Annotated in this window: 14 protein-coding genes and 1 pseudogene; 7 read left to right on the plus strand and 8 right to left on the minus strand. The window is 59.2% G+C overall.

Going from position 1 to position 21,307, the window contains the following annotated elements; translation table 11 throughout:
• Positions 1 to 65: 65 nt before the first annotated feature.
• Positions 66 to 674 carry a TetR/AcrR family transcriptional regulator gene (locus tag T18_RS23060; protein WP_046205667.1) on the minus strand — a complete coding sequence of 203 codons (609 nt, stop codon included), beginning with the start codon at positions 672 to 674 and terminating at the stop codon, positions 66 to 68.
• A 198-nt stretch (positions 675 to 872) separates the two neighbouring features.
• Between T18_RS23060 and T18_RS23065 the strand changes: the two genes are divergently transcribed.
• The 6 genes and pseudogenes from T18_RS23065 (at position 873) to T18_RS23090 (ending at position 12,472) form a co-directional block, all read left to right on the plus strand.
• Positions 873 to 1,943, plus strand: coding sequence for an HlyD family secretion protein (locus tag T18_RS23065; protein WP_038497066.1), 1,071 nt, complete (start codon positions 873 to 875; stop codon positions 1,941 to 1,943).
• Entirely contained in the window at positions 1,940 to 4,717 is a 2,778-nt protein-coding gene (gene rbbA, locus T18_RS23070) for a ribosome-associated ATPase/putative transporter RbbA (protein WP_038497069.1), read from the plus strand. Before T18_RS23065 ends, rbbA begins: the two co-directional genes overlap by 4 nt.
• A 3-nt stretch (positions 4,718 to 4,720) precedes the next feature.
• The gene (locus T18_RS23075; protein WP_038497072.1) at positions 4,721 to 5,833 is read left to right on the plus strand and encodes an ABC transporter permease; all 1,113 of its coding nucleotides are present in this window, start codon (positions 4,721 to 4,723) and stop codon (positions 5,831 to 5,833) included.
• An 80-nt stretch (positions 5,834 to 5,913) separates the two neighbouring features.
• Positions 5,914 to 7,104 carry an acetate/propionate family kinase gene (locus tag T18_RS23080; RefSeq protein WP_038497075.1) on the plus strand — a complete coding sequence of 397 codons (1,191 nt, stop codon included), beginning with the start codon at positions 5,914 to 5,916 and terminating at the stop codon, positions 7,102 to 7,104.
• Positions 7,105 to 7,257: 153 nt separating this feature from the next.
• Entirely contained in the window at positions 7,258 to 9,627 is a 2,370-nt protein-coding gene (locus T18_RS23085) for a phosphoketolase (protein WP_038497079.1), read from the plus strand.
• Positions 9,628 to 10,081: 454 nt separating this feature from the next.
• Positions 10,082 to 12,472, plus strand: a pseudogene (locus tag T18_RS23090) (heavy metal translocating P-type ATPase).
• A 184-nt stretch (positions 12,473 to 12,656) separates the two neighbouring features.
• Here T18_RS23090 and T18_RS26810 read toward each other — a convergent pair.
• From T18_RS26810 to T18_RS23115, 6 genes are all read right to left on the minus strand, one after another.
• A complete protein-coding gene (locus tag T18_RS26810) occupies positions 12,657 to 12,878 on the minus strand; it encodes a hypothetical protein (RefSeq protein WP_139322524.1) in 222 nt (73 codons plus the stop codon).
• An 81-nt stretch (positions 12,879 to 12,959) separates the two neighbouring features.
• Positions 12,960 to 14,174: a low temperature requirement protein A gene (locus tag T18_RS23095; protein WP_038497082.1), complete on the minus strand. Its 1,215-nt coding sequence runs from the start codon at positions 14,172 to 14,174 to the stop codon at positions 12,960 to 12,962.
• Between the two features lie 14 nt (positions 14,175 to 14,188).
• Complete coding sequence (locus T18_RS23100; RefSeq protein ID WP_038497085.1) at positions 14,189 to 14,458, minus strand: hypothetical protein; 270 nt, start codon at positions 14,456 to 14,458, stop codon at positions 14,189 to 14,191.
• A 52-nt stretch (positions 14,459 to 14,510) separates the two neighbouring features.
• Positions 14,511 to 16,655 carry a mechanosensitive ion channel family protein gene (locus T18_RS23105; protein ID WP_051489767.1) on the minus strand — a complete coding sequence of 715 codons (2,145 nt, stop codon included), beginning with the start codon at positions 16,653 to 16,655 and terminating at the stop codon, positions 14,511 to 14,513.
• Positions 16,656 to 16,774: 119 nt separating this feature from the next.
• A complete protein-coding gene (locus T18_RS23110) occupies positions 16,775 to 18,151 on the minus strand; it encodes an aldehyde dehydrogenase family protein (protein WP_038497088.1) in 1,377 nt (458 codons plus the stop codon).
• 63 nt (positions 18,152 to 18,214) lie between these two features.
• On the minus strand, positions 18,215 to 18,988 hold the full coding sequence (locus T18_RS23115) for an SDR family oxidoreductase (RefSeq protein WP_038497091.1): 774 nt from the start codon (positions 18,986 to 18,988) through the stop codon (positions 18,215 to 18,217).
• Between the two features lie 143 nt (positions 18,989 to 19,131).
• On the opposite strand from T18_RS23115, the gene T18_RS23120 reads away from it, so the two are divergent.
• Positions 19,132 to 20,031: a LysR family transcriptional regulator gene (locus T18_RS23120; RefSeq protein WP_038497094.1), complete on the plus strand. Its 900-nt coding sequence runs from the start codon at positions 19,132 to 19,134 to the stop codon at positions 20,029 to 20,031.
• Positions 20,032 to 20,479: 448 nt separating this feature from the next.
• Here T18_RS23120 and T18_RS23125 read toward each other — a convergent pair whose 3' ends face one another.
• Positions 20,480 to 21,208 carry a GntR family transcriptional regulator gene (locus tag T18_RS23125; RefSeq protein WP_051489768.1) on the minus strand — a complete coding sequence of 243 codons (729 nt, stop codon included), beginning with the start codon at positions 21,206 to 21,208 and terminating at the stop codon, positions 20,480 to 20,482.
• Positions 21,209 to 21,307: the final 99 nt, after the last annotated feature.

Raw genomic sequence — 21,307 nt, forward strand, 5'->3', positions numbered from 1 at the left:
ACGCAACTCTTGGTGAAACTGACCTCCCGCCGCTGTCACAGCCTAAAGACTATCTTCTGATGTCGCTACGCAGGTTCAACGATCCCGCCGTTACCGCACGCGCGCTCGGCCAGAATAGTGGCAATGACAGATCTTGAAGACGCTTCCAGCCAACCGCCGGCTTCGTCCCGCAAGGGTTCGATGTCGATCACATTCCGGAGCATTCCCAAACCCGCGAGATAAGCAACTATCAGCGAGGCTGCCCGGATGGGACAGCTAACGTGAATCCTTTCGGCAAAGAGCGGAATGACTTCGACTGTGATGAACTCTCTCAAAATGTCCCTCGCGTCAGCGCTCGAAAGCGAATGATTCATGATGTCAAAGGGGCCGATTTCGCCGCGATCTCTGGCGCCGTCATGCGCAAAAACCAGGGCCGTAAGGCTGGCGGCGATGTCCTCCCCGGTCGATGATTGTAATAATTCCTCAGGTTTGATCTGGGCACGCACGGCTTCGGCGAACAGTTGCTTCTTGGAGCCGAAACAACGATGCACATAAGCCACATCGACTTCCGCAAGCGCGGCAATGTCACGCAAACCTGTCGCTTCGTAGGAATGACTGGAAAACCAGGAAATAGCTGCATCGAGAATACGTTCTCTTGTCGAGGTACTCGATTTGACGGCGGCGCGGCGGGGCATGAACGAACCTTGAATCCTTGTTGATAATTGCAGTGAGTACCCTGTCATTGCCTCTAGTCAACAACGGTTGATTTTTGCTATCACCTTGGCAACATACTCACCTGCGCACTCTACCAGCGAGCGATTTTCAATGCTTAAATTATTTTTCGAAATGCCACTCTTTTACGAAAAGATACCATCTTCGCGAGGCGCGTCTAGATGAACACGCGCTGGCAAAGAGGAGGTGTTGCAGCACTGCTGGTCGTAATGGTTGCTGGCGGATATTATCTCTGGACGGTCCGCGCAGGCAGCGGGCTGCTCGCGGGAATCGTCAGTGGAAACGGACGCGTCGAAGCGGTTGAGATCGACGTTTCGGCAAAGACATCGGGGCGGATCAAGGAAATCCTTGTCAACGAAGGTGATTTCATCGACGCCGGTCAAATACTGGCAGTGATGGACACACAGCAATTGCAAGCGCAACGGCGTCAGGCCGATGCCACGATGCGGCGATCGAAGGTGTCCGTCGAAACAGCTCATAGTCTGGTCATCCAGCGCGAGGCGGAAAAGACCGCTGCCGAAGCTGTCGTCATGCAACGGGAAGCCGAGCAGGATGCTGCCGATCGCAGGTTTGCAAGATCCGAGCAACTGGGACGTGCAAACACAGTAACACTGCAGACCCTCGACGACGACAGAGCCAGTGCCCAGGGCGCAAAAGCTGCCGTCGGAGCTGCGAGAGCGCAACTCGCGGCGACGGAAGCAGCGATCGGCGCGGCAAAAGCCCAGATCATCGACGCGGAGGCATCCGTAGACGCAGCCAGTGCGGCAATCGAAAGCATTGATGCCGATATCGATGACAGCACTCTTCGCTCGCCCCGTTCCGGTCGCGTCCAGTATCGAGTGGCCCAGCCGGGCGAAGTCCTGTCAGCCGGCGGAAACGTCCTCAACCTGGTGGATCTCGGCGACGTGCACATGATGTTCTTCCTGCCGACCGCCGAGGCCGGCCGCGTCGCAATCGGCACGGAAGTTCGCCTGGTCCTCGATGCGGCTCCCCAGTACGTGATTCCGGCAAAAGTGTCCTTCGTTGCGGATGTCGCGCAGTTCACGCCCAAAACCGTCGAGACTGAGGAAGAGCGGCAGAAACTGATGTTCCGGGTGAAGGCGCAGATTTCCCCCGAACTGCTGAAGAAATATATTCAGCAGGTCAAGACCGGTCTTCCTGGCGTGGCCTATGTCCGGCTCGACCCCGGTGTCGAATGGCCGGCCAATCTTCAGGGAACGCTTGCGCAATGAGCGTGCAAGCGGGAGAGGATGCTACGGGCAAACCTGAAGGGCCGGTTGTCACTCTCGACAAGGTTAGCCTGTCCTATGGCAAGACCCTGGCATTGAACGAGGTCGGGCTTGAGATTCCTGCCGGTTGCATGGTGGGATTGATTGGACCTGACGGCGTTGGCAAATCGAGCCTGCTGTCTCTCGTCGCCGGTGCCCGTGTTGTTCAAAAGGGTCGCGTGGAGGTCCTGGGTGGCGACATCGCCGATCGCAGGCATCGTCAATCGACCTATCCTCGAATTGCCTATATGCCGCAAGGCCTTGGCAAAAACCTTTATCCAACCCTGTCTGTGTTCGAGAATATCGATTTCTTCGGGCGTCTGTTCGGTCATGGCAGCCAGGAACGCAAGCGGCGTATCGACGATCTGCTGGCGCGAACCGGCATGTCCGCCTTTTCCGATCGACCGGCCGGTAAATTGTCAGGGGGAATGAAGCAGAAAACCAGCCTGTGCTGCTCGCTAATCCACGACCCGGATCTGCTGATCCTCGATGAACCGACGACCGGTGTCGATCCGCTGTCGCGGCGGCAGTTCTGGGAACTGATCGACGACATCAGGCAGGACCGGCCAGGCATGAGCGTCATCGTCGCCACCGCCTATATGGAAGAGGCGGCCCGTTTTGACTGGCTGGTGGCCATGGATGCTGGCAAGGTATTGGCAACCGGTTCGCCGAAGGCCCTGATGGAGAAAACCGCCAGCAAAAATCTCGATGCCGCTTTCATTGCGCTGCTGCCGGAAGAGCGGCGCAGCGGCCATCATATGGTCGTCATTCCGCCGCGCGCCGCAGATGCTGTCGACGATATCGCCATCGAGGCGGAAAACGTCACCGTTCAGTTTGGTGATTTCACAGCCGTCGATAATGTCAGCTTCAGGATCCCGCGCGGGGAGATTTTCGGTTTCCTCGGCTCGAACGGCTGCGGCAAGACCACTACGATGAAGGTGCTGACCGGGCTGTTGCCGGCAAGCGAGGGCAAGGCAAGCCTGTTCGGAAACGAAGTCGATCCAGACGATATCGGGGTCCGCCAGCGCGTTGGCTATATGAGCCAGGCGTTCTCACTGTATACCGAGCTTTCCGTGCACCAGAACCTGGTGCTTCACGCCCGATTGTTTGCGATGGAAGCGGCGAAAATAGCTCCCCGCATAGAACAGATGGTCGACCGTTTCGACCTTGCGGACGTCATCGACAGCCTCCCGGACGCGTTACCGCTCGGGATACGCCAACGCTTGTCACTTGCGGTGGCGATGATCCACGCGCCCGACATCCTCATTCTCGACGAGCCGACTTCCGGCGTTGATCCCGTCGCCCGCGACGGTTTCTGGCAGATCCTGTCCGATCTGTCGCGCAACGATGGCGTCACCATATTCGTTTCGACGCATTTCATGAACGAGGCAGAACTCTGCGACCGCATTTCCCTGATGCACGCAGGCAAGGTGCTGGTCAGCGACACGCCTGCCGCGATTGTGCAGAAGCGGTCGGCAGCCACTCTCGAAGAAGCGTTTGTCGCCTACCTCGAAGATGCAATCGGCGACCCGAAAGGCTTACCCTCGCCCGCCCCAGCTGGGGGTAAGGCGGCGGATGAAGTCAATCCCACGACTTCATCCGCCAGACGTCTATTCGATATCAGGCGTATGTTCGCATACACGAGGCGCGAGACGCTTGAGCTCCAGCGCGATCCGATCAGAGCCACGCTGGCGATCCTCGGAACGCTTCTGTTGATGTTCGTCATTGGTTACGGCATCAACATGGATGTCGAGAATCTGACATTCGCCGTCCTTGACCGCGACGACACGACGGTCAGCCGGGACTATGTCCAGCAGATCTCCGGATCGAGGTATTTTAGCGAAAAGGCGCCAATCGCCGATTATGCCGATCTCGACCGCCGAATGGGAAATGGCGAGATCAGCATGGCGCTCGAAATTCCCCCTGGTTTCGGTCGCGACGTTGCGCATGGCCGCAGTGTCGAGATAGGGGCGTGGATTGACGGCGCCATGCCGGTCCGTGCTGAAACCGTCCAGGGATATGTACAGGGCATGCACCAGGCCTGGCTGACCCAAAAGGCCCGCGAGCGTTACGGTGACGCCGCCACCCTCGGCAGTTTCCAGATCGCACTCCGGTACCGCTACAATCCCGACGTCCAAAGCCTTGTCGCGATCGCGCCGGCAGTCATTCCAATCCTTCTGTTGATGATCCCGGCCATGCTGGCGGTGCTGAGTGTCGTCCGCGAGAAGGAACTCGGCTCGATCATCAATTTCTACGTGACCCCCGTGACGCGAATGGAATTTCTTCTGGGCAAGCAAATTCCCTATATCGCACTGGCCATGCTGAATTTCTTCATGTTGTCGGCGCTGGCGGTGTTCGGCTTCGATGTTCCGTTCACCGGCAGTTTCCTGACCTTCACAGCCGCCGCGTTTCTCTACGTGATCTTCACGACAGGCATGGGGCTATTGATTTCCTCCTTCATCAACAGCCAGATTGCCGCCATCTTCGCGACCGCCCTCATTACGCTTATTCCGGCCGTGCAGTATTCCGGCCTGATCGACCCGGTGTCTTCCCTGGAAGGGTTTGGCGCGTTCATCGGCCGCATCTATCCCACCACCTATTTCGTCAATATCTCACGCGGAACGTTCTCCAAGGCTCTCGATTTTGGTGACCTTGCCGGTTCCTTTATTCCCCTTGCTATCGCTGTGCCTGTGTTGTTCGGCCTTGGTGCCGCTTTTCTCAAAAAACAGGCGAGTTGAACCATGCGTCTTGCCAATGTGACCAATCTCGGGATCAAGGAGCTGCGCGGGCTCTGGCGCGATCCCATGCTTCTTGTTCTGATCGCCTACGCCTTTACGCTCGCGATCTATACGGCTGCGACGGCAATGCCCGACACATTGAACCGCGCCGCCATTGCCATTGTCGACGAGGATCAGTCTCCGGTATCCTCGCGCATCCTGACGGCATTTTATCCCCCCTATTTCAGCCCGCCAAAAATCATCGATCAATCCGAAATGGACACGAGGATGGACTCGGGCCTCGATACATTCGCGCTCGATATTCCTCCGAACTTCCAGCGCGACCTTCTCGGCGGCAAATCGCCAACCATCCAGTTGAATGTCGACGCGACCCGTATGTCGCAAGCATTCAGCGGTGGCGGCTACATACAGTCGATCGTTTCAAGCGAGGTCGGCGAGTACCTCAACCGGTATCGCGGAAATGCCAGCGTGCCAGTCGACCTCGCGCTACGCGCCCGGTTCAATCCCGAACTGAACAAGGGATGGTTCGGCGCGATCACCAACGTCATTTCCTCGATCACGATGCTGTCGATCATTTTAACGGGAGCGGCTCTTATCCGGGAGCGGGAACACGGCACGATCGAACACCTGCTCGTCATGCCGATCACGCCGACCGAGATCATGCTCGGCAAAATCTGGTCTATGGGACTGATCGTTCTGGTTGCATCGATATTCTCTTTGGTCGTCGTCGTTCAGGGCGTACTGGGTGTCTCCATCAACGGCTCTCTTGCCCTGTTTATCGCAGGCGCAGCATTGCACCTGTTTGCAACGACATGCCTTGGTATATTCCTGGCAACGATTGCCGGTTCCATGGCCCAGTTCGGCCTGTTGCTGATGATGGTGCTTTTGCCGCTCCAGGTTTTGTCCGGCGGATTGACGCCGCGCGAAAGCATGCCGGATATCATCCAGATATTGATGCTGGCAGCGCCCAACACCCATTTCGTTATTCTGGCCCAGGCGATCCTGTTTCGGGGGGTCGGACTCGATGTCGTCTGGCCGCAATTCGTCGCACTTTTTGCAATTGGCGCCGCCCTTTTTACACTCGCGTTGCAACGTTTCCGGGCATCGCTGAAATAGTCCGATGTGAACCCATCCGACACCCGACGAACGGGCAAGGATCATCGATCCTCAACGATATGTGAAGGTGAATTCAATCGATGAGCGAACAGACTCTTTTGACTTTCAACGCCGGTTCCTCAACGGTGAAGTTCGGTGTGTTCAGCCTTGAACCGTCAGGTCCAGCCCGTATAGGCAAAGGCGTCATCGATTTCCACCAGCATCCTCTGACGTTTCATCTCACGGAAGGGCTTGGCGTATTCGATGTTACTCTTGATGCACATCCCACCGAAGACCTGCGTGAGGTGATGGATGAGATCTTCGGGTGGCTCTCCAACCATTTCGATTTGTCTGTTGTAGCGGCCATCGGACATCGTGTCGTCCATGGAGGGGATGTCTTTGACGGGCCGGTGCTGATCGATGAAACCGTGACGACCGCGATCGAGAAACTCATTCCACTGGCACCGCTCCATCAGCCCCAAAGCCTCCGCCTTATCCGTGCAGTTGAGCACCTTCGGCCCAATCTCGTCCAGACGGCGTCCTTCGATACGTCCTTCCATGCTACGAACAGCAATATCGTCAGACGTTTCGCCCTCCCCCGCACGCTCCATGATCAAGGCATCAAGCGCTATGGGTTTCATGGACTGTCCTATTCTTTCATAGCCCGCGAACTGAAACGGCTTGCTCCGGACATCGCTGGCAAAAAAATTATTGTGGCCCACCTGGGGAGCGGTTGCAGTCTCTGCGGCCTGGACAAGGGGCTAAGCCGCGATATTAGCATGGGGTTTTCGACGCTCGACGGCATTCCGATGGCAACGCGCTGCGGCGCGCTGGACCCGGGCGTTGTGCTGCACCTGCTCGCAGAACGGGACCGAACGTCGAAGGATCTCGAAGACCTGCTGTACCACCGAAGCGGTCTGCTCGGCGTATCGGACATCAGCGGCGATAGCCGCGAGCTTCTGGTCAGTGACCAGCCGGAAGCAAGGGAGGCGCTTGATCTGTTCGCGTTTCGCATTGCTGGCGAGACGGCACGCATCGCCAATACGCTCGGCGGTCTGGACGCGTTCGTCTTCACCGCCGGGATCGGCGAGCATCAGCCGGAGCTTCGTGCAGCGATAGCTGCGCATCTGGGCTGGCTCGGCCTGACGATCGATCCCGCTGCCAATGTTGCCGGCAACCAGATTATCAGTGCGCCTTCCAGCCGGGTGTCGGCGCTTGTGATCCCCACGGATGAGGAGCAGGTGATTGCCGACGATACATTCTCGCTGCTTCACGCGGCCCGCAGCGCCTGATTGTACCAGATCAGCCATGGTTTACGCACCGCGACCATGCAAGAGACAGAAATGATCGAAATCAAGGCGCCGGACTAAACGACAGCCTAAATTCCTGCACAAGCCTGGCGAGAACCACACTTTTTTGATTTCTAACGCCGCAAAGGAGCGACCATGAACGAGATCGCAAGAGCATCAAATCCTCTCACTGGTGAGGAACTGCGTAAGATCGATGCCTGGTGGCGCGCTGCGAACTATCTGAATGTCGGGCAGATCTATCTCTCGGCAAATCCGCTGTTGCGCGACAAGCTAACAGTCGAACACATCAAGCCACGTCTGCTCGGGCACTGGGGCACATCGCCCGGCCTGAACCTCATCTACGCTCACATGAACCGGCTGATCAGGAAATACGACCTCGATACGATCTATATGGCCGGTCCCGGCCATGGCGGCCCGGCCCTAGTAGCCAATGTCTACCTCGAAGGCAGTTATACCGAATTCTACCCCGAGGTGACACAGGACGAGGCCGGCCTTCTCAGGCTCTTCCGTCAATTCTCCACCCCCGGCGGCATTCCGAGCCATGTGAGCGTGCCAACACCCGGCTCGATCCATGAGGGTGGCGAACTTGGCTACGTGCTGGTGCACGCCTTCGGCGCCGTCATGGACAATCCCGACCTGATCGTCACGGCGGTTGTCGGCGACGGAGAAGCAGAGACAGGACCACTGGCTGGAAGCTGGAAAAGCATCGATTTCATCAATCCCGCCCGCGACGGGGCGGTGCTGCCGATCCTTCACCTCAACGGTTACAAGATTGCCGGTCCGACGGTGCTTGCGCGACATAGCGATGCGGATCTCGCGAAGTTTTTCGAAGGGCAAGGTTACGAACCTCACTTTGTCGAAGGCGATGTGCCCGAGATCGTTCATCAGCAATTCGCGGCCGTCCTGGAAAGCGCGATTATCAAGATCCGTGCTATTCAGTCGGATGCGCGCGAGAATGGCATGAGCAAGAGGCCGCTGTGGCCGATGATCGTGCTGCGCACGCCGAAAGGTTGGACCGGGCCAAAAATTGTCGATGGTTTGCCGGTCGAAGGGACATTCCGCGCGCACCAGGTGCCCGTGTCAGAAGTGCTGACCAGGCCCGGACATCTCCAGATCCTGGAAGACTGGATGCGCAGTTACAAGCCTGAAGAGCTGTTTGATGAGCACGGGGCCTTCCAGCCGGAATATGCCGCGCTGGCCCCGGCCGGCGACCGGCGTATGGGGTCGAACCCGCATGCCAACGGCGGCAAGCTGATCGTGCCGTTGAACCTGCCCGACTTCAATACATATGCCGTGACGCTTGAGCAGCGGGCGCGAGAGCGGATGGGCTCGACCGCTGTGCTCGGAGAATATCTCCGCGACATCTACACACGCAATCCCGACAACTTCCGGCTGTTCTGCCCCGACGAAACCAACTCCAACCGTCTCGGCGCGATTTTTGAAGTTTCCGATCGCTGCCTGGTCAGCCATATTCTGCCCGGTGACGACCATATCTCGCATGAAGGCCGGGTCATGGAGGTTCTGAGCGAGCATTGCTGCCACGGGTGGCTGGAAGGCTATACGCTGACCGGACGCCACGGTCTTTTTGCCACCTACGAGGCGTTCGCCATGATCGTCGATTCCATGTCGATGCAGCATGGCAAGTGGATGGAACATGCCAGACATGTTCCCTGGCGGGCCGATATTCCATCGCTCAACTATCTGCTCACGTCGACATGCTGGAGGAACGATCACAATGGTTTCAGTCACCAGGGGCCGGGCTTCATCGACACGATCATCCACCGCAAGCCGGCCGTCGCGCGTGTCTACCTTCCGCCGGACGCGAACTGCCTTCTCTCCGTTGCAGACCATTGCTTCCAAAGCCGGAATTACCTCAATCTGATTGTCATCGACAAACAGCCCCAGTTGCAGTGGCTGACGATGGAAGAGGCCAAAGCCCATTGCGCCAAGGGCGCCGGAATATGGGATATGTACAGCAACGAACCAGGTGAACCGGATGTCGTTCTGGCCTGCGCTGGCGACATACCAACGCAAGAGACCATTGCCGCAGCGTGGTTGCTGCGCCAGCATGCTCCCGATCTGAAAGTCCGCGTCGTGAACGTCGTCGACCTGATGCGGCTATGCCCGGCTGACCGCCATCCGCACGGCATGAGCGATACCGATTTCACCGCGATCTTTACCACGACCGCTCCGGTGATATTCACGTTTCACGGATATCCGGGCGTGATCCATGACCTGTTGCATGGGCGCGAAGCGCATGATCGTTTCCACGTCCGCGGCTATCTCGAGGAGGGCACGACGACGACGCCCTTCGACATGGTTGTGCTTAACAGGATCAGTCGTCTTCATCTGTGCCTGGATGTGCTGCGTTATGTTCCCGGCCTGCTGGTCAGCAATGCTGGCCTGGTTACCTTCTGCACGGACATGCTTTCGGAACATGAGCGTTATATCCGGGAGCATTTTGACGATCTGCCGGTGATCAAGGAATGGGTATGGTCGGAATAATCCAGGGTATCCCGACGCCCGCGAGTACTCACCCGGTGATCGGACTGCGGGCTGACATCACATCGTTCATGAAGGCAAGCGGTGTCAAAATGGAATAAAGTGACCTGATTGACCGGTTATATCTTCATACCTCTCAATCTGAGTGCATTGCCGATGACACTGACGGATGACAGCGCCATGGCGGCGGCCGGGGACTCTTCGGCATTCCGGTCTCTATCATAGCCCCAAGCCAGGCTTCGAACGGCTTGGCCGCTCTTGTGAAGCGGACCGTTACGGCAACTGCTGAACGATGATCGAGCTGGACCCAGCCGCCAACGACAGCAACGCTTTGAACATAAGCACGCCTGCAAGCCGGATCGCCGAAGAATGCCTTGCTGTCCTTGAAGGCACTTGACCTTACCCCCGCTGGAGGCCCTACCTGAATGATGACATATGATCATCGAGGGATTGCAGAATGAACGACGATGCAAAATCCAGCCATCATGGCCATTCCGGACACGTTCATCGGGCGCATGACGGCCACGACCCGCAGCATGGTGAGCGTGTGACTGACCCCGTCTGCGGCATGTCGATCGATCCGAATACTGCGAAGCACAGCCTCATCGAGGACGGTCGCACGTATTATTTCTGCTCTGCAGGATGTATGGCCAAGTTCGAAGGCGACCCGGCGCCTTATTTGGCCAAGAACGCGACGGCTGCTCCACCGGAGGTCGCAGAAGGCACGATCTGGACGTGCCCGATGCATCCCGAGATCCGGAGTGACAAACCGGGAAGCTGCCCGATCTGCGGCATGGCGCTGGAGCCGCTCGTGGTCACGGCGGACAGCGGCCCGAGTCGTGAACTGGTCGACATGATGCGCCGCTTCTGGATCGGGCTGGTCCTGGCTTTGCCGGTGTTCGTGCTGGAAATGGGAAGCCATCTTTTTTCGGCACTGCATGAACTGGTGCCAACGCGGACATCGATCTGGATACAGCTGGTACTGGCAACCCCTGTTGTGCTGTGGTGCGGCTGGCCGTTCTTCGAGCGTGCCTGGGCCTCGCTGGTAAACCACAGCCTCAATATGTTCACCCTGATCGCCATGGGCACTGGTGTCGCCTGGGTCTACAGCATGGTGGCGGCGCTGGCTCCGGGCATCTTTCCCGCCGCGTTTCAGGGGATGGACGGAGCCGTCGATGTCTATTTCGAGGCGGCCGCCGTGATCACCGTACTGGTGCTTCTCGGCCAGGTTCTGGAACTACGCGCGCGCGAGCAGACCTCTGGAGCGATCAAAGCCCTGCTTAATCTGGCTCCAAAGGTGGCGCGTCGCATAGGAAAGGACGGGGCCGAAGAGGATGTTCCGGTTGAGGCTGTCGTGCTCGGTGACCGGTTGCGCGTTCGTCCGGGCGAGATCGTCCCGGTAGACGGCGTCGTGGAAGACGGTCGATCCTCGATAGATGAAGCGATGGTCACGGGCGAATCCATGCCCGTCACTCGGGAATCCGGCGATCACGTCATTGGCGGCACCCTCAACCAGACCGGAGCGCTGGTGATCCGCGCCGAGAAGGTCGGCCGGGATACCATGCTGTCGCGCATCGTGCAGATGGTCGCCGACGCGCAGCGTTCTCGCGCACCTATACAACGCATGGCCGACCAGGTTTCCGGGTGGTTCGTGCCTCTGGTGATCGGCGTGGCGGGTCTGGCCTTTGTCGCCTGGGGCCTGTGGGGGCCGGATCCACGCTTTGCCCATGGACTGATCGCCGCCGTTTCCGTTCTGATCATCGCTTGCCCGTGCGCCCTTGGGCTCGCCACACCGATGTCGATCATGGTCGGGGTGGGCAAAGGCGCCGGCGCCGGCGTGCTGATCAAGAACGCCGAGGCGCTGGAACGCATGGAGAAGGTCGACACGCTTGTCGTTGACAAGACCGGCACGCTGACCGAAGGCAAGCCATCGGTGATCGAGGTGGTCGCGGTGAGGGGCTTCGACGAGGTTGGGATCCTGCGCCTCGCGGCCGGTGTCGAAACGGCGTCCGAGCATCCGCTGGCGCGCGCCATCGTTGCGGCGGCAGAGAAGAAGGGAATTCTCGTTCCGCCTGTGACTGGCTTCGACTCGCCAACGGGCAAGGGTGCGCTCGGCGTCGTCGAGGGAAAGCGGATTGTGCTCGGCAATGCGCTCTTCCTGAAGGAGAACGGCGTCGATGCGTCCTCTCTTTCCGAGACGGCAGACGCGCTGCGTCATGACGGAGCGACGGCGATCTACATTGCTATTGACGGCTAGGTCGGCGGTATCTTCGCGATCGCCGATCCGGCCAAGGCGACCACGACCGAGGCGCTGAAGGCGCTGCATGAAGACGGCATCCGCATCGTCATGCTGACCGGCGACAACAGGACGACGGCCGAGGCGGTCGCACGAAAGCTTGGTATCGACGAGATCGAGGCGGACGTGTTGCCGGACCAGAAGAGCGCCGTGGTCAATCGTCTTAAAGCGGAGGGCCGCGTGGTGGCAATGGCAGGCGACGGCGTCAACGACGCCCCGGCGCTTGCCGCCGCCGATGTCGGGATCGCTATGGGGTCGGGTACGGACGTTGCGATCGAAAGCGCAGGTATCACCCTGCTCAAGGGCGATCTGATGGGGATCGTGAAGGCGCGACGACTTTCGGAAGCGACAATGGCCAATATTCGCCAGAACCTCGTCTTCGCCTTCATCTACAATGCGGCCGGCATTCCGATCGCCGCCGGTGTACTGTATCCGACGTTCGGGTTGCTGCTGTCGCCGATCATCGCGGCCGCAGCCATGGCTCTATCATCGGTGAGCGTCATCGCTAACGCATTGCGGTTACGGCGATTGAAGCTCGATCACCCGCGCTGAACAGGCCTTGTACTATGCGCTTCGTAAGCTGGTCGTACTGGCATATCCTCCGCTCTCCTCCGCCGATCCCGATGAAAAACGGAGCACGATCTGCAGCTCGACGGACGAAGGACTGGAAAGGTTGCGGGCGTCGAATAGGTTCAAATCAGACGCTTTTTACGGGCGCGGATGGAGCGATGCCGATCTAGTGCAATTCACGAGCTTGCTCAGAAAGTTTAATCGCGGGTAAGGATAAACCGCTTCGTCGCTCGAGCGCTGGCTTCGATCGGGTTTCAATCGTCTGTAGAGCGCCCAGCATAGAGCCGGTGAGCGGATCGGTGGCGAACATGTTTGCCGTTCCGCGAAAGACGCCGAAGGCGGCATCCTTCTCGAACCAGCGGTCCCAGGACACGCGCCAGAATGCCACGACATTGTCGAATACGCTGTGTCGACCTGCAGTGGGCTGTTTTGAGCAAAACTCACTAAAACGCAGGCACCGTCCCGGTCCTCACTGCGTTACCCGCGGCTTGCCAGCCTCGCGCCGCTTGCGGATCAGCCGGCCCTCCCAGAATCCTGCTGCGAGCATCACGATCGTCGTCAGCCAGCCCATGGTCAGCAGATCGACGAACGGCGCGACGGGAAGAAGCGCCAGAAGTGCGACGACGCCTGCAATGTGCGAGGCCGGCAGCACGCCATAGACCACCTTCTTGTAGACGGCGCTGCCAAGGAGATAGATCGCCGGCCCGCAGGACAAGATCAGCGCATAAGCCGTATTGAGCCCGCCGTGAGGATGAGCGAGCACGAGATCGTTGCCGACGGCGGTCGCGATGATACCCGCGACCAGGATGGCGTGGATGTAGTGGAAATATGCCCCGATCCGGCCGGGATCGTCGGAATGGGTGATGGCGTCGGTTGCGTCCTTGCTCGACGTGCCGAAGTAAAGCCACCACATGGCGAGCGTGCCGAGGAAGGTGGCGAGCAGCGCCGAGAGGATCGTCATATCCCAACTCTCGGCGCGCGCCATGGTGGCGCCGGTCGCCAGCAGCGTCTCGCCGAGTGCCACGATGCAGAAAAGCTGGCAGCGTTCGGCGAGATGTGCGCCCTCGATCGTCCAGTCGCTCGTCTTCGAGCGTCCAAGGCCCGGTATGGGGAAGCCGAACATCGGCGAACCATATTCGCAAAGCACGGCGACCGCCCAGAGCGCCATACGTGCCTCATGCGAGACGAAGGCGCCGGCGATCCAGAAGACGGCGGCGACCGACACCCAGCCCAGCATGCGCCGGTAGTTGGCCGCAAGCGGATGATCCGGACCGAGCTCCCAGACGATATAGGCCGTGCGCCCGACCTGGATCGCGACGTAGGCAAGTGCAAAAATCAGCCCGCGCTCGCCGAAGGCGCCGGGAATCACCGAGGCCATGAGGAGGCCAGCCAGCATGACGGCGAAAATCAGGCCGCGGATGCGTGGCGTTTCCGGGTCGAACCAGTTGGTGACCCAGCAGGTATATTGCCAGCCGAGCCAGACCGCGAACCAGAGGATCAGAGTCTCGATGACGCCCGTGGGGTTCAGATTGGTCAGCAGCTCGTGACTGAGCTGCGTCACCGCAAAGACATAGACGAGGTCGAAGAACAGCTCCTCGAACGTCACCCTCGCATGGTGGCCGTCGCGGCGCCTCAGAAGCGGATGACTGTGCGGAGCATTGCTGTTGCCGGACGTGTTGATCATGCGTCTATCCATCCTCAGGAGCGTGCAATCTGCCAGATCACCAGGACCGCCAGAATCGCGGGCACAGTGAACACGGCAAGGAGGATCGGCAACTCGTCCCGCACCGAGTAGCCCGCATAACTGACCCCAACCCAGAGATTGGCGCTCGATACAACAAGCCAGGCGGGAATGAAGAGCTTGGCCGCCGTTGCGAGGCCGGTGGCATCACTACCCCACAGTTTTCCAAACAGCAGGAACACGCCGAGCTGAACGACACCTCCCGCAATAACCGTCAGCATGTGCATTTCGTTTCCCCTATCCGTTGGTCTTCATCAGATGCGCACTGTATCTTCGTCGTCAGGCAGTTGCATTTGCCGCCGTTGTCTCCGGTGGACGTAACGGCATCGCGGCCGCTGCAGCGTCGGCCGCTGTGCCAACTCCGGAACGAACGGTGACGGCGTTGGAAGCAAGCGAAAGACCCGCAGCCCTGAAGGCCGAAAGCAGCCGCTTCATGCCCTCGCGCTTCAGGATACTCGGATTGCCGGGACGCGACGTGAACTTGAAACGAACGACCATCGATGTTTCCGTGACAGTCTGGATTCCCTGCATTTTGAGAGGCACCAGGAACTCAGATCCAAACTCCGGATCTTCCAGCATGGCAAGCCCGACCTTCTTGGCAGTCTTGCGGATCAGCTCGGCGTCCGCGTCCCGCTCGAAGCGCAGTTCGAATTTGATCGTGCCCCAGTCACGGCTGTAGTTCGTCACGGAGTCAATCTGGCCGAACGGGATGGTGTGGATTGGACCGTTGTGATGGCGCAGTCGAATGGAGCGGAGCGAAATGTGCTCCACGGTGCCCATGAGCCCTCCAGTATCGATGTACTCGCCAATTCGAAACGCATCGTCGGCAATGAAAAAGATGCCGGACACCACGTCCTTGACCAGCGTCTGCGAACCGAAGGAGAGGGCCAGGCCGAGAACACCGAAACCGGCAAGCAACGGGGCGACGTTGATGCCGGTTGACGACAGCACCAGAAGGGCGGCTATGGCAAGGACCGCCCCCAAAGTCAGATTACGGATAACGGGCATGACCGTGGACATGCGGCTGGCCGGTTGCTTGTGCGCTTCGTCTTCGTCCTGTCCCGGAAGGGCGATGGCAGATGTCGGCGCGATCGTATCAAAATACCGCCAGAGACCGCTGCACAGCGTCCAGCTTGCAACGACTGCGAAACCGAGGTGTTCAAGCCAGACAAACCAGCCGGTTACAACCGCCGTTTCGCCGGACATGAGCGGCTGCCAGAGGGTGACGATCAGATGCAACCCGATCAGCCAGACTGCGCCCGAGACAGCGGTGCGAAGTGCCCACAGAAGAGTGGAATGTAATCCGGACTCACGGTTACGGGCAAGGTGCCCGAGAAGCGACCATGAACCCAGTGCGATGATCGGAACCGCGATCAGTACAATTTGCGTTGTTCCCGCCGCGAAGCTCCACGCGGCGCTGTTGGGAGTGCCGGCAACCAGAAAGCCCGCTAGCCAGATTGTCAGCGCTGAAATCGCGTAGAAATCGGGCAGGATATATCCGGCCATCCGCCGGACAGCACCCGCATCGGCCCCAATAAACGCATTTTTGATATCGCCCCGCCCGGCGATAAACCACCAGAGTTTTAGCAGGGTCAGAACGGTCGTCCCGATCAGAAACCAGCCTTCGATGGCACCCTTGTCCAGGGCGCGTGCATCGGCAAGCCTGACAGTTTCGCCAACGAACGAGCCGATGGCGCCATAGGCGATCAGCATGGCAAGATGCCACCGCGGACGTGCAATTCCAATAAGCGGCTCCCCATCCGGAAGTGGTGCAAGAAAAATTCTTCCAAACGCGGCGTACAGCGCCGTCACGATGGCGATTGTCACCAGACCCGCCGCGATCTGAAAGGACAATGTTCCCCCTTCCAACAAAAGGCGGAGACCAACATTGGCAACTGCGACCAGGATCCCTACAGACACCAGGTCCAATGCAAAACGGCTGATGGTGACCTTCATTCGGCCGGGAAGCGCCAGCCGGTCATCGCGCGGATGGAATTTGCCCGGAAAGATGCGCCGGAACGAAAAGGCACCGAGTGCGCCTGCCGCTATGGCGAGAATAGCAATCCCCACGACGGTAAAGCCACCTCGGCCTTCGCCGGAGAGCGCCTTTTCCGTATCTGAAAAAACACCTGCGATCCCTGACACCCCATTGAGAGCCAGCTTCGCTCCCCGTACAAAAGCGCGCGAAACCCCGCCCAGCGGCCCGGACTCCTGTCCTTCATCGACCGTCGCAAACGGGACGGCAGCCTCGGAAGCTAGAGCTTCCTTTGCATCTTGCCATTCGACAGCGACGGGTCGCCCGGTCTGCGTGGCAGCGCCGAGCAAACGACCGATCTCTGCATCGCTCTGGCCCTGCCGGAGAATAACCGTGATCGGCTGTTCCTGCGCGGACGCGCCCACAACAGCAAAAAGAAGCGCGATCATGCCGGCGCAGGCTGCAGATACAACCTTCCAGCGCGGATCTCGCCGTTGCGGGTGAAACATCCGTTGACGTTCACCGGATAGATATCCGCCTGGTGCAACAGTACGTACGCTTCCTTCCTTCATGAAAACACACTCAGATTTTTGGCGATGTCCTTGCCGGCATAAGGCGGAAAGACATCGAGTTCGAGATCGGGATTGCCGATCAGCATGGCCTTTGTGTTGCTGAGCGCGTCGAAGCCCGCCTTGCCGTAATATTTGCCCATGCCGCTGTTACCGACGCCGCCGAACGGCAGGCTGTCGATCCAGCAATGCAAATTCGTCTGGTTGATACAGCCGCCGCCGAAGGAGAGCGATCCGAGCACGAAATCTATGGTCGACTTGTCCTTGCTGAAGATGTAGGCGGCAAGCGGCTTCGGCTTGCGCTTCATGACCGCGACGATCTGCTTGAGATCGCTGTAGGGCATGACCGGCAGCACCGGCCCGAACACCTCCTGCTGCAGCGCCGGGTCGTCCCAGGTCGACGGATAAAGGATGGTCGGTTCGACATAGCGCGCCTTGACATCGAAGCGCCCGCCATGAACAACTTTCTCGGGCTGGATGTAGGAGGCGACGCGCTCGGCATCGTGTTCGCTGATCATGCGGGCAAAATCCGGGCTTTGGATCGGATCCTCACCGTACATCTTGACGATCGACGCCTTGAGCTTGGCGATGAAGGCGTCAGCAATGCTCTCATGGACATAGACATAGCCGGGCGCAATGCACCATTGCCCGGAGATCGCATTGTGACCCCAGGCGATGCGGTCTGCGGCGATGTCGAGATTGGCGGTGGCGTCGACGATGGTCGGGTTCTGTCCGCCGAGTTCAAGGATCACCGGCGTCAGGTTTTCCGCTGCTGCGCGCATCACCACCTTTCCGACCGCCGAAGAGCCGGTAAAGAAGATGAAGTCAAAGGGTAGTTGTAGCAACTCGCCGATCTCCTCGCGCCCGCCGGTGACGACAGTGACGTTCTCAGGCGCGAAGTATTGCGGGATCAGCCTTGCGAACAGCGCCGCCGTCGCCGGCGTCGTATTGGCGGGCTTGAGGATCACCGGGTTGCCGGCAGCAAGCGCCGCGAGCGCGGGATCGAGCAGCAGCAGGATCGGCGCATTGAACGGGCCGATCACCAATGTCACGCCATAAGGCTCCTTGTAGATGACGCCGCTGTTACCAGTTGCTTCCAGCCCTGCCGGGATCGGCTGCGGCTGCGGCGCCATCAACTCGCGCAGGTTCTCGCGATAATACTTGATCACCCCGCTTGGCACGGTGATCTCGAACAGTTGCTCGAACGGCGGCTTGCCGAAATCCTGATAAAGAGCGGCGCACCAGGCATCCTTGTTGTCGGTCAGCATGCGCTCCATGCGATCGAGCTGGTCGATGCGCCAGGCATGGCTCCTGGTCGCGTCACTGAGGAAATGCTCACGCTGGGCGTCGAACAGTGGCTGGAATCGGTTGGTCATGGCAAGGCTCCCGGAGCGACGAGATAGCCAGGCGGCCCGGGCTGACCCCGGACGCCCTGCAGATTACTTGGTGGTGTAGCCGCCGTTGACCAGGATGGTCTGGCCGGTCATCCACCAGCCGTCCGAGACGAGGAAGCGGATGAATGGCACGATGTCCTCAATGTCGGTCAAGCCGGTCTTCGAGAAATTCGACAGCGCCGCCGCCGTCTTGTGATAGGCGACCGCATCGGCGCCCTCGGCCGGATAGAAGAACGGCGTATCCATCGGGCCGGGGCCGATCGCAGTTACAGAGATGCCACGCTCTCCGAACTCCTTCGACGCCGCCCGCGTAAAATGCTCCACCGGCGCCTTGGTGCCGGCATAGGCCGCGTAGAATGGAGTAAAGGCACCAAGCAGCGACGTCACGACGTTGCAGACCTTGCCGTTGTCGTTGAGGTGCTTACCGGCTTCCTTGATGAAGAAAAAAGCGGTCTTCGAGTTCACTGCAGTCATCTCGTCATATTCGGCTTCCGAGATCTCGACCATCGGCTTCTTCAGCACCTTGCCGACCGTATTGATCGCGATATCGATACCGCCCATCGCCGCCTTGGCGTCTGCGAACAGCTTCTCGTTCGCGCCGGCTGTGGTGAGGTCGGCCTGGAAGGCGAAGGCTTCCGCGCCGGCAGCCTTGATCGAGGCTACCGTCTCGTCGGCCGCCGGCTTGGTGGCGCTGGTGTTGTAGTGGACAGCGATCGCTTTCGCGCCCGCTCCGGCGAGATCGCGCGCGATCAATCCGCCGAGGTTCTTCGCGCCGCCGGCAATGAGAACCGTTTTTCCCTTGATGCTGTGATCACTCATTTGTGTTGTCTCCTTGGGGCTTACCTGCGGTCACCTGCGCGACCGCTTCCTGAGACGCACAATATCGTCTACAGATTCGTCATAAAGACCGTCATTCTAACATCACCTGTCAGAGATGACGGACAATCAACAGAGTTAGCGCCTTGGACCGTATCGATCTTTTCCGTACCTTCACCCGCGTCGTCGAATGCGCGAGCTTCACCCGCGCTGCTGATACGCTCGGGTTGCCACGCTCGTCCGTCTCGGCAGCTGTGATCGAGCTAGAAGCGCGGGTCGGCGCCCGCTTGCTTCATCGCACCACCCGGAAGGTCTCTCCGACACAGGACGGCGCCGCCTTCTATGAACGCTGCCTGCGGTTGATCACCGATGTCGATGAGACGGAGGGGCTGTTCCGGCAGACCTCTGTCGGTCCCACTGGCAAACTCCGTATCGACGTGCCGGGCCGGATCGGCCGGTTGATCATTGCGCCTGCCTTGCCGGAATTCCTTGACCGTCATCCCCAACTCGACATCGAACTGCGGGTCACCGACCGGGCCGTTAATCTCGTTGAGGACAGCATCGACTGCGTGCTGCGCGTCGGACCGCTTGGCGACTCCGGCCTTATCGCACGCAAGATCGGCGACCTCCCGCTGATCAATGTCGCCAGCCTCGGCTATCTCGCTCGATATGGCACGCCGGCTACCCCGGACGATCTCGCTGTGCATCTTGCCGTCAACTACGCCTCGCCCTCGACAGGGCGTGTAGAGGATTGGGAGTGGATCGAGGACGGGGCAATACAGATGCTGGCGATGCGAGGCCGCGTCACCGTCAACAGCGCCGAGGCTTACATCGCTTGTTGCCTAGCTGGCCTCGGCCTCATCCAGATCCCGGCCTACGACGTGAAACTCCACCTTGATGCCGGTGAACTCATCGAGGTGATGCCCCGTCATCGGGCTGCTGCCATGCCGATGACGCTGCTCTATCCGCATCGTCAGCATCTTTCTCGGAGGCTTCAGGTTTTTGCCGATTGGCTTGAGCAGCTCTTGAAGCGGGAGCTCCTGTAATCAACGCAGGAGCCGAACCGGCAGCACAGCAGGTGAGATTCTCTGTGCGTGGAACGGTTGCGGCTTCGAGGTTTACGAATTCCTCGCCACGGAATGGCTCGACTGTTTTAACCTTCGACGGCTCATGGAGGCCATCGGGAACCGTCCCGACAGCCGAAGCCGCGTAAATCTTGTGCCTGCTGGGCGAACCAGACATGGCTGCGTAACTTAAACCGAGCTGTCTCCGGCAAAACCGGCAGCTCGTCATGCATGTTCGATCGAAAAAAGAACAGAAATGGAAGCTCTGCCGACTCATCCTGAATATTTTGAACATGTGCGCACGATTATTGGCATGGTACTCGGCCTGAGCCTTGCCAGGCTTGTCAACGGTATGACACGCGTCGTCCAGCACCCGGGGCTTCAAAGACTGTGCGAAAATCCCTTTCGGCATATCGCGCTTATGATAGCGTCAGTTTCTTCGAGAACCGAAGACGCCAAACATATCGAACGCCACCGGACGTCGTCGATCAAGTGCCAAACCGTCCTGGATTTCGGCAATGTGTTCGCGCATCAACGAAACCGCTTTCTCGACATTGCCGGAAGCACAATGCCGGACGAGGTCATCGTGATGGTCATGCCATCCCGCCAGCCCCACCTGATTGTCGAACAGGTGCACGATGAGGCTTGTGCGAGCGACCAGCAGGCGAACCTGATCGGCCAGAATGCGATTGCCTGATAGTTCGGCCATGAGCACATGGAAACCACCGGAGAGATGGATTGCCTCGCGTATATAGCCCTGCTGTCTCAGTTTGTGCTCCTGGTCGATATTGTCGCGCAGTCTGGCGATGGCTGCCGGGTCAGCGGCCCGTGCAACGGCTTCGGTAGTCCCAGCCTCTATCGCCACACGGGCGGCGAATACCTCCACCGCCTCGACTGCATCTGGTGCAGCGACGAAGGCTCCGCGTTTGGGAAAGAATACGACAAGCTTCTCCCAGGTCAGCCTCTGTAGAGCAGTCCCGATGGTCCGCCTTCCAACTCCGAACGCCTCCATCAACGCGAGTTCGGTGAGCTTCGTCCCAGGAGGAAGCCTTTGATCGACAATGGCTGCGAACAGGTGCGCATACGCTTCATCAGCGTCATCAACTTTCGGCCTATTGCGGTCGTTCATAACGCCCACCAAGCGTTTGTTCTGCTTCATTGTTATTCTCTTTGACGATCTTTCTTGCGCCGGATTGTGCGCAATTGTGTGTGCGGCATTGTTTTCGTTCAGGTTCGCAGACTGGCACACGCCTTGCAA

It is taken from the genome of Rhizobium sp. TBD182, from assembly GCF_001950375.1.
Lineage (GTDB): Bacteria > Pseudomonadota > Alphaproteobacteria > Rhizobiales > Rhizobiaceae > Agrobacterium > Agrobacterium tumefaciens.